The sequence below is a fragment of the Arthrobacter flavus genome, assembly GCF_039526005.1.
Lineage (GTDB): Bacteria > Actinomycetota > Actinomycetes > Actinomycetales > Micrococcaceae > Arthrobacter_D > Arthrobacter_D flavus.
Map to the genome: position 1 here is coordinate 1 of NZ_BAAAIJ010000024.1, position 11863 is coordinate 11863.

Here is an 11863-nt window from a genome sequence, read left to right on the forward strand (position 1 = left end):
GGCTTTAGGCATGATGAACATCCTTCCACCCGCGAGGTTAATCCTCACAGGTCAGGAGTCAACCAAACCTTCAGCAGTCCCTAGTCATAAGAGGTATGACGTCCGCACAGGTCGCCCTGCGGTCCCTAGACAGAACAAAATTCGCTGACGAGATCGTCGAGCTAGACAAGGAAATATCACGGCTAAAGAACGCCTTGGCCACCGTGCTTGCTGGGCTTCACCCTGATCGTCCATATGATGTCGAGGCGGGTCGCTACTCGTCGACCCGAAGATTCCTTCAACCGTACGACCACATATTTACGACAAACTACGACTTGTTGCTTTACTGGACATTACGGCAGACCGAGAACGTGGTCGAAAGAACACGTATTGACGATGATGGTTTTCGAAGCCGCGACGCCGACGGAGTCCAGCTTGATTGCGTCTATTGGGATCACCTGAAGCCTTTCGACCAGTCGATCCACTACCTCCATGGGGCTCTACACCTCTACCGGGGACTCGACGGACTGCGCAAACTGACCTGGGTGAGGACCAATCGGGCTCTCATCGACCAAATTCGCGAGCAATTGGCCGCTAATTACTTTCCCCTCTACGTCTCAGAAGGCTCCAGTGACGAGAAGCTGGTAAAAATCCATACGAGCGACTATCTGAGCAAAGGCCTGCGGTCGTTGGCCAGTTGTGGGGGTGGCTTGACCGCTTACGGGCTCTCGTTTGCGGAGAATGACGCTCACTTTATTGATGCTGTGGTTCGCTCTCCTTTGAAGCGGTTGGCTGTGGCCCTTTACGGGGATTTAAACTCGCCCGAGAATAAGAGAACAATAGAAGCGGTCAAGACGTTGCCAGTTCTCCGCGAATCAAGGTCGACGCGAAGAAGAAGCGCTCTAAACGTCTCCTTCTACGATGCGAGCTCGGTCAGCCTTTGGTAGCCCAACCTCAGATCCACTTCCGGAAGATCAGCTGAGGCGGTTAACACGCCTACCTGCTCCAACAAACGCTGATAACGGCCCAATACGTTGTCAGTGGAACCTTGAAGCTTGACCTGAAATCTCTGATTCTCATTATGTATAGGGCACACGATGCAACCTATGGGGGTCCTTGGAATCCTGGCTGAACCGGCTAAGGTGATGCGATGCCTTCCCGAATAATCCTGCCGTTGATGTGCGGTCTGGCTGGCGCCATCATCGGCGCGTGTGCAGCCCTACTGTTTGTCAAAAACTGGACTCCCGATTGGATCGAGGCGACGGGAACGTGGTTTGGAGGTGTGGGAACGATTCTCACCCTATTGTGGGCTGTCAGGGCTTTCCGTGCGGATCAAGCAGCCCGCGAGGAAGCCCGAGAATCCGAGCGCACTAAGGACCAAGAGAAGCAATCGGCTCGCGATCAAGCCGAAATGAAACAAGCGGAGTCCGTTCTGATCGAGCTTCGGGGTGGAGCAGCGAACGGATCACCCCCGAATAGGGTGATGGTCAGTTTCCACCTCGAGATAAAGAATCTCTCTCAGCACGATGTTGCAGTTCTTGCTGTCACGCTTGATAAGCGTTTGAAACCAAAGAACCCACCGCCCGCTAACATACACATTTCATCGGGCGAGATACACAGGCAGCTCATAGAGGTCGCAGACGTACCAGCTCTGGATGAAGACCTAGGCGGACGAGAGATGAGTCGTTTCACCGCCGAGATGAATTATCGACTGGAGGGACTTGATTGGCAGCGTGGGCTGACAGGATCACCACAGCGACTGCATGAAACCGATGTCTTTGTCCGAACCGAATGAACGCTACCTATGGGGATACCTATCGAGTCCGGCTCCGGTCGCTTGAATGGGCCACTGACCTAATTCGGGAATTGCGGCACTCGGAAGACGTAGATGCCGTCTCAGTAGCTACGCACTGGGCTCTCGACGCTGTTTACGACTTATTCGAGGTCTACCGACTCGCCGCCCCTATAGGGAAGGATCACGACGGCTGGCTAAAAGACAATGACGCGATGGTTATCGGTGGACTGATTTTCATCCGAGGGGAAAAGACTCATCAGGGTGTAAGAGTCGACGGGCCAAACCCTTTCAAAAAGTATCGGAAAAAATTCGAAAGCTTCGCCGATTTGACGGATTGGGTCTGGGCCGATGCTGCGACGGACAATCCCCGGTATCAACAACGCTTGCAGTGGTACTCGAAGCTTTTGGCTGGTCGCGCACTATGGGTTCCTCTCGATCATGCCTGGCTCTGGTTCGTTGACAACAGTCCAATAAAAATCCCTGCGCAAGATGCCCGGCAGGTGCGCGGCTGGGTTGAGGGAGTGCGTCCTAACTACAGATCGCAAACCAGCGGCGGTGCACAACTAAGAGGATCGCTCTAGCGAGTCGACAAATACACCAGGTTCATCTGTTGCAACGTTCAGCAATCGGCGTGGTCTACCCATATATCTTCCGTGAAAGAGTACGGGTTATGAACAATGAGATTGGCACGCACCGGATGACCTCTCTGACCGATGCCGGTGAAGCGGCTATGGGACGCATTGCGGTCTGGGCCGCATACCTTGAGCAAAATCTTGCTGACCTCGTCGGAGAGGTCTTAGGCGATCTAAGGATGGGGCGGGCGATCACCGAAGGCATGACTCCGAGTCGAACGATCGACCTAGTTAACAAGCTATTCGATGAGGTACCCGGCATCTCGCCAGAGGAGAACCAACGCGTCTCTGCGACTTTGCGCGAAGCTAAAGCCGCCCTCAAAGATCGCAACGCAGTGCTTCACGCCCAGGTTGGAAGTGCATTCGCGGCAGACGCCGCTTCCTTCAGCAGTTACCGGCGGCGAGAGCGTCACTCTCAAACGCGGACCGACGCAGAGTTGGATGCGATTGGGGAACGCTTACATAAGGTGGGTTGGGAGATTTTCGATCTCGCTGGGATCACTTGCAACCTCAACCGACAGGCTCAATGAGTTACAAGCTGTCATTGCAGACTGGCCCAATCATTGGCCTGCAACCCCTCACACAAGATCAAGCACGGGAATGGTGTTGATGAATCGCCCCGTCATTGCCTACCCGGTCATAGGTGGGACGAGCTGTCTGGAAGCCTACCCGCGGTTCAACAGTAAACATTGCCGTAGGCCAGGGGGAAGCGATAACAGAGTACTCTCGACGCAAAATTCCATATCCCTCCGATTACGCCGATAACGGTCTATTACGTCACCCGGATTCCGGGCCCGGATTCTCGCTTGTCCAGAAGGCTGGTGCACTAGACAGTTTTAGCTCTCTGGTAACCTCGGCACAGTTTAGAGAGTCGCACATGGGGGGGGAAACATGAACGCCAAAACGATTGGCACAACGCCGAAAGTCCGCCGAGTGGAAACCGCTAATCTCATACCACATGGGCGATTCCGTGCCTCGGAATAGCGTTTGCCCTGAGGGCGGCACGAAAGCCGATACAGCACGGAATGAGCGGCTAACTTGGACGCAAAAGGGGGCCATGGCGATCTCACTTTTGGGAGGCCTAGTCACGTTGCCAGCGGCAAGCCTTCTCGGATCAGCCCTTGGGCATTACCAGACTCGGATGGACTGCTCGGAAATGCCGTCGCCCGGCTCCGGGTGTTACGAGGGCGAGCTAGCGATGGCAAGCGTATTCTTTGCCCTGCTGTTTGCGCCAACATTCGCCGTTTCGCTCAGCATTGCCCTTAATCATCGAGGCAAAGCCCGACGAATAGCGAACTGGTGGCCATTCGCGGTTCTGTGCGCAATGAATCTCGCGGTGATCGCCATGTTCTTTGGGGGTGCGCTGGCCGACCCGGATGCTTATTTCTGACTCTAGCTAGAGCATCGATTCGGACTTTCCAATCCATCGTCACAGACTGCAGGAGACTCACCAAGGATGACAGCTCACGAGGAAGCCGCGTTGACTGTGGCGCGAGATCGTCCCCGAACATCCGTTTGGCTGGGAACCGCTTGGCTTCTGCTGTCGACGTCTCTTGCGTTGATGTCTTGGACCCTTCTTCTTCTAGATTCGGCAGACATCTACGTTCTTCTCACTCCAGAAATCAACGCAATGACTTTGGGGACCTCCCTTTTCCTGCTAGCCATACTGCCCGCTACTGCTGGCATCTACCTCTTGGCCCGAAGCGCAGTGGCCAGAACGCGGCAGCGTTGGATCGCTTACCTCGTGAGAGCAGTCGGCTGGCTGGTCGGAATCTGCGTGGTCCTGGTTCTCTCATATTTGGCCTTCATCATGCTTCTGCTCACCCCAGTTGATTCGTACACACTCCAGGCGCCCAATGACGAGAGGAGCGTGCTGGTCATCAACAGAACAGTCCTTCACGCTGGAGGGTTCACTGTTTACGAGCCCCGAGGCTGGCCCCTGTTTGTGGAAGTAGGATCGTTGGCTACCAACAACGCGCACGATTGGCTATGTCAACCAAAGCTGGCCCCACCAGGACGGGAATATTTGGACCCATCTCCACCTCCACACAAGATCCGACCGTTCTGGCTGAGTACAGCTCGAAGTTCGATCTAACGCTGACTGCAACTGTCTCAAGAGCATGGTGTAAGGTTCGGTCGCCCGCTCTTACTCATGTGAGCTATCGCTGAAGCCAACTCGGAACAAGCCGCTCAGCTCGCCGTGCGTAACTTACCAGCCAACCCGCACGAGTTCCCTAGACTTCCGATGAGAGCGACCTTCATTAAACTGGCCCTTCGCAGTTGAGCGTGGGTAGGGCGGTCAGGGGCTGACTCGGTAGGGTTGGCTGCTGTTGGTGCGGCGTGGTGCGGCGGGAATGAGGTCAGGGCCTTTTTGAATTGGTAGCGACCAAGCTTCCTGATTCAGAAAAGACCCTGACATGGCTGATTTTACTTCCTGTCCTGATGGTTGGTGGTGTGCACGCGCGGACGCGATGCTGGGTGTCAAAGGCATCCACGTCACCTCCGTCACGACAACGCCGGCCGGCCTGGTACTGGGTGTGGAGACCGGGGACACGATCGTCGGCTGCCCGGCATGCGGCGTCATCGCGGTCGGTCATGGACGCCGCTCGGTCCGGTTGCATGACACCCCGTGTTTCGGCCGGGCGGTGCGCCTGATCTGGGCCAAACGCATCTGGCGGTGCCCCGACCAGGGGTGCCCGAAGACCACGTTCACCGAGGAGCATCCGCTGGCCGGTCCACGCTCGAAGCTCACCACACGATCTATCGGCTGGGCGGTGGACGCGCTATCGCGTTACGACACCTCGGTCTCCGCGCTGGCGTATCAACTCGGGGTGTCCTGGCACACGCTGTGGAACGCAATCACACCCGAGGCGACCCGCCGTACCACCACCCCCGCATGACTGACCGGGGTCAACGCTCTCGGCGTTGATGAGCACGTCTGGGCTCACACCGGCCCGCCCGGCACGGGTATGGTCACCGGCATCGTGGACCACACCCGGGACAGTGATGGTGTCGTTCATGCACGGTTGTTGGACCTTGTTCCGGGACGCTCCGGGAAGGCTTACGCCACCTGGCTCACAGACCAAGGCCCGGACTTCACGATCGGGATCAAGACCGCAGCACTGGATCCGTTCCGTGGCTACGCCAACGCGATCCGCGACGAACTCCCCGAAGCCATCACTGTGCTGGATGCCTTCCATGTCGTGGAGCTCGGCTCAAGCATGGTCGATGAGGTCCGCCGCCGCGTCCAGCAGGACACCCTCGGCCACCGCGGACGTTCCGGGGACCCGCTCTACGGCATTCGTAGGACTCTGCAGTGTGGGGCCGAGCACCTCACCGACAAACAAGTCACCCGCCTAGATATGAAGCTCGACCTCGGGGACCCGACCATGAAGTATCTCTGGCGTGGCAGTGCTACCAACAGCTGCGCTCCATCTACCACGTGAAGCCTGAGACGGGCCGGGCCCGGGTCGCCGAAATCCTCGCCTCGTTCCCCACCTGCCCGATCCCCGAAGTCGCACGACTGGGCCGGACGCTACGACAGTGGAAGAGCGCGATCCTCGCTTACTTCGAGACCCACGGCGCGTCCAACGGCCCCACCGAGGCCGTGAACGGCGTCATCGAAACCACCCGCCGCATCGCCCGCGGATTCCGTAACTTCACCAACTACAGACTCCGCTGCCTACTCGCCGCCGGCGGCCACCGCCCCTACCGCGCGAAACAAACCAACCACGCCTAAATACGAAGGGCCATTAAACTGATAGTGCGATGTGCTCAGCTTGAGGTCGTAGTGCCACTTGAGGATCGTGATAAAAAAGCTGCATCGTAATCGTTGACAAGCTGAAGGCTCTCTGCTCCCATTAGAACCAGGGTTTCCGCACCGTCGCGAGAAACCAAAGTCAAGGGGGAGTTTTGATACTTACAAAGAGTGCTGTAATTTTGGCGGCGTTAACCCTTGTTCCAATGGTTGGAGGTGCGGCTGATGGCAGTAAATCCCCAGACAGGGAAGCCCGATCATCAGTATCAAGAATTTCCGGCGAAGAAAAGGTAGACGGTAGCACCGTGTTCAAGACGGAACAGTCACAAATAGCTGTTCTTCCTGCTACTGAGCCTGAACCATCGGCAGCTGAGATGAGCGCACTAGCGCCGTCCATATCGTGTAATCTTGATGTCCAATGGCCACATGGATCACACCATGTTGCCGGAACGATCAACGGCGTTGCAGTAGTTAGCTGCAACGGTAACGCAGGAACTATCCGTTTGCATTACTCACTTGTTCGAGTATCGCCGAATAATACGCAGTGGGGGGCGCCATCGGTGTCGAACGCTGGTAAAAATAGGCTCCAGAACAACCGGGCCGTTTCATGTAGCGCTGGCCCTGGCACCTTTCAGGGCTGGGCGCAGGGCCAGATCACTCCACCTGCGGGGTATACGCTCAACGGTCCTGCTACGTATCAGAAGTATGGGGATCCGCGCAGTGTAGCCTGCGGCGCTACCGCCAGATCCGCAGGAACTGATCAGTCGACTCCTGCTGAAAGAACTACAATCACGTTCGTACGATCAGATCTCGCCGATTCGTGACACTAATTCTAAGATGAAGGAAGTAGGGCGAACATAAGGTGTGGTCGGCCTACTTCCGATTTTCCAGCCGTGATGGTGTGTAGTCTAGATTCTGCTATTCGGATCTTTTCCAAGTAGACGTATAAGACCAGACTGCCGAGGTCTTTCGGTGCCCTCTACATTCTCATCACTAATTTCAGCAAATAGTTCGTATGGTCGGCCGCGGGAGTTCTGCTCAGCCCAAAAGATTGCTTCATTCACGTCCCCTGCGTCGACAACTACAAAGGCCTCTAGGTTCCAGCCGAAGTCCGGCTGAGGTTGCTGCCAAAAGTTCACGCGGTAAGTAGGATGATCAACTGAGTCGCGTGGTTCAGCGTGAACTGTCGTGAAAATTCGCATACGTTCACCATACAAAGTTTTTGCGGAGCATGACAGATTCCAAATGATCACAGGGTGTGGCCCACACGTACGTGTTGTGTCTCCGTGAGAATTTTTCGAGTCCACTCCTGGCCAAGGCCTACAGTGACTGAATACTGATGCATTGAGTTATGCGTCTCTGCAAGGACCCCTCGTGGGCAGTTGATTCATGAGGTGGCTATGCCGGTCTGGTGGGCGAGGGCGAGGGTGTGGGCGAGGCGGTAGGAGTCGGTGCCGGTCTCGATGATGGCGCCGTTGAAGGTGAGCCGGTCGACGATCGCGGCGCAGAGGCGCGGGTCGGTGAAGGTTTTCGTCCACCCGGAGAAGGACTCGTTACTGGCGATCGCGATGGAGTTTTTCTCCTCGCGTTCGGTGAGGACCTGAAAGAGGAGCTCAGCGCCGCGGCGGTCGAGTTCCATATAGCCGAGCTCGTCGATGCAGAGCAGGTCCACCCTGCCGTACCGGGCTATGGTCTTCGCGAGCATCTTCTCGTCTGCGGCTTCGACCAGCTCGTTCACGAGCCTGGTCGCCAGGGTGTATTTGACCCGGTACCCCTTCTCGGCGGCCGCCGTGCCCAGTCCGATGAGGAGGTGGGATTTCCCGGTGCCGGAGTCCCCGATGAGGCAGAGCGGCCGGCCTTTGCGGATCCAGTCCCCGGTCGCCAACGTGTGGATGGTGGCGGCATTGATGTTCGGGTTCGCCTCGAAGTCGAAGTCCCCGAGCCACTTGTCCCGCGGGAAGTTCGCCGCTTTGATTCGCCGGCTCGAGGACCGGCGGTCCCGATCGTCGCACTCGGCCAGCAGCAGTTCGGCCAGGAACCCCTGGTAGGAGAGCTGTTCCTTCCCGGCGACGGTCAGGGCTTCGTCGAGGACCGCACGGATCGTGGGTAGGCGTAGCCGACGGCAGGCCTGGTCGACGGCCGCCACAGCGGCCTGCTCGGTCAGGCCACGGCGCCGGCGCAGCGTAGGGGTCACTGTGGTGGTTGAGGTGTTGGGGCTCATGAGATGTTCTCCTTCGACATGCTGACGGACGCGCTGTTCAGGACGCTGTTCGAGGTGCCTACGACGTAATTGCTGAGTTTGCTGATGACCGTTTGGCGAGCAGCTCGTCGTACGAGTTGACGGTCGGAATCGGACGGCTGTCGGGTGGAAGGCCGGCGATGACAGCAGCGGGGTCCATGAGCCGGCGTTGGGTGAGACTGACAACCCGTTGCACGTGCTCCGCGCCGTGGCCACCACGATGATCATCGGAATGACGGTCCGAAGTGGACCCACCCACCGCTGCCAGATCCTCCGCGGTCCGGCCCTGGTTGCTGTTCAAGTGTTCGGTTGCGTGTCGGCGGGCTTCGACCGCGACGACGTCGGCGCTGACCGCGCCCACTCCGAGGGCTGCACTGATGCCGGCCTGGATGTCATCGGCGTGCATGAACCGGTGCAGGAGCAGGACGTCGATGAGTTCCCGGGTCCCGTCCGCGTCACCGTTGACCCGCCGGGACGCAGCCCAGAACGCTTCATGGGCGTTCGTGAACGAACCAGCCTCCCGGGCCCTGGCCAAAGCGGTGGATCCAGGGAAGGCACCGGGCTTGGTTCTGAGGACCTCGAGGTAATGATCGAGCTGCACGGACTGACCGTGCTTGACGGTGATCCGCTGATGCCTGGCCACGACCGTGCGCCCATCGAAGACCACGATCTCGGACGCCCGGAGCGACACCCGGACCTTCCGGCCGATGAACCGTGCCGGGACCGAGTACTTCACCATCCTCACGGTGATCATCGACGACCGGTCCACGCGAGGGGTCAGCACCAGCCCCGGATCGAACGTCTCCGCCGGTAACGGTGCGAGATGGGGTTGTTCGGTGTCGAAGTCCTGACCGACGGTGCGGATCCGGTCGTTGATCCGCCGGCCGTCATCCTCTGCTTCCCAGACCCGGATCCGGTTGTTGAGCTCTTCCAGGGACGCGACGACGGGCATCGGGGACAGCCGGTTACGGCGGAACCGGCCTACCTCACCCTCGACCCCGCCCTTCTCGTGGGCGCCGGTAATACCGGGCTGGCAGTAGAACGCGTCGAAACCGTAGTGGGAGCGGAAGAGCACCCACCGGTCGTTCTCGACCCGCTGCCTGCCTTGCCCGAACACCACTGACGTGACCGCAGCAGTGAGGTTGTCGTAGCGGATGTGTTTCGTCGGGACGCCGCCCAGAGCGGTGAACGCGTCGATATGTCCCTCGAGGAACGCTTCCTGCGCCTGCGTTGGATACACGCGGTGCACGGCCTTCCCGGAGTGGGAGAGCCGGTAGACGAACATGTGGCACTTCGTCTTCACACCATCCAGAACGACCCAGACCTCACCGAAGTCCACCTCGGCCTCCGCGCCCGGTGCGTGCTCCTGCGGGACGAACACCTCCACCCGGCGGCCGGACTCAACATCGATCTCCGCACGACGGACCCGGACATAGTCCCGCACCGTCGAATACGACAAATCACCGGCCCCGTGCTCCTCGATCAACCGGGCAAGCACCCTACGGGCCGTATGGCGTTGCTTCCGCGGTGCCGTCGTGTCCTCGACAAGCATCACGTCGATCGAGGGCTTGAAGGACTCGAGCTTCCGGGACACGCGCCGCCGGGGCTTACGTTCCGGAGGCTCCGCCGACACAAGAGCCTGCCGAACAGTTCTTCTGTGAACTCCATGTCTAACCGCCAGCGCGCGAACGGAGAGGCCCTCAACACGGGCGTCTCTACGAATTCGTGCGAACAGCTCCACTCTTGACTCCATCTGGACCAGCCTTCCGTCGCACTCATCAACTGATGAGATCAACGGTGGCGGTGGGGCCACACATAACCGTCATAACGAGCCCGGCGAGTCATGAAGTGGGGCCAGATATATCCGTCCTACCGGGGCCACCCAAACCTGTCATAGTCACACGATCCATTTCGCGACGGGAATTACCGGGCGGCTTGGACTGAGGCAGGTCTCGAGCTGGAGTTTATGTACGACTACATGAAACCCAACGAATACGAACACGAGTTCATTGAGCTCCCCCGGTAGCCGATCACCCACAGCAGCTCATTTGAGATCTAACTGCCCAGGGTTTAGATGGCTTCCCGGCTGTAAGCGCCGATAACACCCTGCTATGTCAGCCTGACCGCCGGGTGTTTCACCTCTAGATAGGCCATTGTCGGGTTCCAGCGCGAGGAACCACACCTCACGATTCGCTTGCAGTGGCTATCCGCCGAGAGAATAAGTTCATGGTTCGTACCGATATCGTTCTTCCTGATGACTAGGCATCAAGGCTTGATGTTCTGAAGCGTAGGGTCCGTGATGCCCGCCTACGGGCTCAGCGGACCGTTAACACTCCGTTGATCGAGCTGTACTGGAACATCGGCAACGAGATCCTCACCCAGCGGGAACGCCGCGGGTGGGGCGCTGGCGTAGTGAAGCGACTAGCTGAAGATCTGCGGGCAGGGTTCCCGGATATGACCGGGCTCTCGCGCATTAACCTGCAATACATGAGGGCATTCGCCGCCGCGTGAAACGACGCTGCAATTGTCCAACAGCCTGTTGGACAATTGCCGTGGGGCCACATCATCACCCTTCTGGACAAGCTCGATGACACCACCACCCGCAATTGGTATGCCGCGGCGGCAGTGGAGTATGGCTGGTCGAGGAACGTGCTGCTGAACATGATCATGAACAAATCGATGGAACGCACCGGTGCGGCACCGCCGAACTTCACCCGGAGCCTTTCCTCCCCCGATTCCGAACTCGCACAACAGGTCGCCAAAAACCCGTATGCCTTTGAATTTTTAGGGCTCTCCGGTGAAGTCGCCGAACACGACCTCGAGGCGGCACTAACAGAGCGGATCGTCGACACGCTACGCGAACTTGGTCCTGGTTTCGCGTTCGTGGGCCGGTAAGTGCATTTCGACGTCGGCGGAGACGACTTCTACATCGACCTGTTGTTCTTCCACGTCGAGCAACTCAGATACTTCGTGATCGAGTTCAAGACCGGGGAGTTCCAGCCCGAGTACGCCGGAAAACTGAATTTCTACGTCGTCCTGGTCGATGACAAACGCAAACTCCCCGCACACAGGGAAACGGTCGGGATCCTGATCTGCGGCAGCAAAAACGAACACACCGTCCGATACGCCCTCGGCCGGACGGATTCGCTCATGGCCGTTTCTACCTACACCTACGAATCCCTCCCAGCAGCGGAAAAGATTCACTCCCCGGTGCCGAGGACCTCTCCGCGGCGTTCAACCAGATCGACGTGGCCACAAGCCCAACAGAATAAGAAACAAACGGGCACGAAAAGCGAGACAAAAAGCTCGGCGTGTCCCCACTCCCCCGCGTCTCACTAACCAGGGCTACACAAACCATCGTTACCGGGCAGACGTTTCCGGCTCTTCGCAAACGAGAGTGTAGGCGGGGTGTAGCCGGGGTGGGCGCGTCGGTGACGAGATGGAGGTCGAGGCCTTCCGAT

The 11863-nt window shown here is 58.3% G+C and carries 10 protein-coding genes and 1 pseudogene; 9 read left to right on the top strand and 2 right to left on the bottom strand.

The window, feature by feature from the left end:
- The first annotated feature begins 95 nt into the window (after positions 1 to 95).
- The 8 genes from ABD059_RS07330 (at position 96) to ABD059_RS07365 (ending at position 6145) form a co-directional block, all read left to right on the top strand.
- The gene (locus ABD059_RS07330; RefSeq protein WP_377959627.1) at positions 96 to 926 is read left to right on the top strand and encodes a DUF4917 family protein; all 831 of its coding nucleotides are present in this window, start codon (positions 96 to 98) and stop codon (positions 924 to 926) included.
- 203 nt (positions 927 to 1129) lie between these two features.
- Positions 1130 to 1774: a hypothetical protein gene (locus ABD059_RS07335; RefSeq protein WP_343878717.1), complete on the top strand. Its 645-nt coding sequence runs from the start codon at positions 1130 to 1132 to the stop codon at positions 1772 to 1774.
- A complete protein-coding gene (locus tag ABD059_RS07340) occupies positions 1771 to 2355 on the top strand; it encodes a hypothetical protein (RefSeq protein WP_343878718.1) in 585 nt (194 codons plus the stop codon). The genes ABD059_RS07335 and ABD059_RS07340 overlap by 4 nt, the downstream gene beginning before the upstream one ends.
- Positions 2356 to 2444: 89 nt before the next feature.
- On the top strand, positions 2445 to 2936 hold the full coding sequence (locus ABD059_RS07345; protein WP_343878719.1) for a hypothetical protein: 492 nt from the start codon (positions 2445 to 2447) through the stop codon (positions 2934 to 2936).
- A gap of 668 nt (positions 2937 to 3604) precedes the next feature.
- Positions 3605 to 3796, top strand: a complete 192-nt coding sequence (locus ABD059_RS07350; RefSeq protein ID WP_343878720.1) for a hypothetical protein — start codon at positions 3605 to 3607, stop codon at positions 3794 to 3796.
- Positions 3797 to 4823: 1027 nt separating this feature from the next.
- Positions 4824 to 5306, top strand: coding sequence for a helix-turn-helix domain-containing protein (locus ABD059_RS07355; protein WP_343878721.1), 483 nt, complete (start codon positions 4824 to 4826; stop codon positions 5304 to 5306).
- Positions 5307 to 5375: 69 nt separating this feature from the next.
- Positions 5376 to 5852, top strand: coding sequence for a transposase (locus ABD059_RS07360; RefSeq protein WP_343878722.1), 477 nt, complete (start codon positions 5376 to 5378; stop codon positions 5850 to 5852).
- Positions 5849 to 6145: a transposase gene (locus tag ABD059_RS07365; RefSeq protein ID WP_343878724.1), complete on the top strand. Its 297-nt coding sequence runs from the start codon at positions 5849 to 5851 to the stop codon at positions 6143 to 6145. The genes ABD059_RS07360 and ABD059_RS07365 overlap by 4 nt, the downstream gene beginning before the upstream one ends.
- Before the next feature lie 1405 nt (positions 6146 to 7550).
- On the opposite strand, the gene istB is transcribed toward ABD059_RS07365, so the two are convergent.
- Both istB and istA read right to left on the bottom strand, forming a co-directional pair.
- Positions 7551 to 8384, bottom strand: coding sequence for an IS21-like element helper ATPase IstB (gene istB, locus ABD059_RS07370; RefSeq protein ID WP_343878726.1), 834 nt, complete (start codon positions 8382 to 8384; stop codon positions 7551 to 7553).
- 58 nt (positions 8385 to 8442) lie between these two features.
- Positions 8443 to 10155, bottom strand: a complete 1713-nt coding sequence (gene istA, locus ABD059_RS07375; protein ID WP_343878727.1) for an IS21 family transposase — start codon at positions 10153 to 10155, stop codon at positions 8443 to 8445.
- 584 nt (positions 10156 to 10739) lie between these two features.
- On the opposite strand from istA, the pseudogene ABD059_RS07380 reads away from it, so the two are divergent.
- Positions 10740 to 11741: pseudogene (locus tag ABD059_RS07380) on the top strand (PDDEXK nuclease domain-containing protein).
- The last annotated feature ends 122 nt before the right edge of the window (positions 11742 to 11863 follow it).

What these genes read in the sequence shown, in the direction of transcription:
- ABD059_RS07330 (WP_377959627.1), top strand. Translation starts at nt 96, where the DNA reads ATGACGTCCGCACAGGTCGCCCTGCGGTCCCTAGACAGAACAAAATTC.
- ABD059_RS07335 (WP_343878717.1), top strand. Translation starts at nt 1,130, where the DNA reads ATGCCTTCCCGAATAATCCTGCCGTTGATGTGCGGTCTGGCTGGCGCC.
- ABD059_RS07340 (WP_343878718.1), top strand. Translation starts at nt 1,771, where the DNA reads ATGAACGCTACCTATGGGGATACCTATCGAGTCCGGCTCCGGTCGCTT.
- ABD059_RS07345 (WP_343878719.1), top strand. Translation starts at nt 2,445, where the DNA reads ATGAACAATGAGATTGGCACGCACCGGATGACCTCTCTGACCGATGCC.
- ABD059_RS07350 (WP_343878720.1), top strand. Translation starts at nt 3,605, where the DNA reads ATGGCAAGCGTATTCTTTGCCCTGCTGTTTGCGCCAACATTCGCCGTT.
- ABD059_RS07355 (WP_343878721.1), top strand. Translation starts at nt 4,824, where the DNA reads ATGGCTGATTTTACTTCCTGTCCTGATGGTTGGTGGTGTGCACGCGCG.
- ABD059_RS07360 (WP_343878722.1), top strand. Translation starts at nt 5,376, where the DNA reads ATGGTCACCGGCATCGTGGACCACACCCGGGACAGTGATGGTGTCGTT.
- istB (WP_343878726.1), bottom strand. Translation starts at nt 8,384, where the DNA reads ATGAGCCCCAACACCTCAACCACCACAGTGACCCCTACGCTGCGCCGG.
- istA (WP_343878727.1), bottom strand. Translation starts at nt 10,155, where the DNA reads ATGGAGTCAAGAGTGGAGCTGTTCGCACGAATTCGTAGAGACGCCCGT.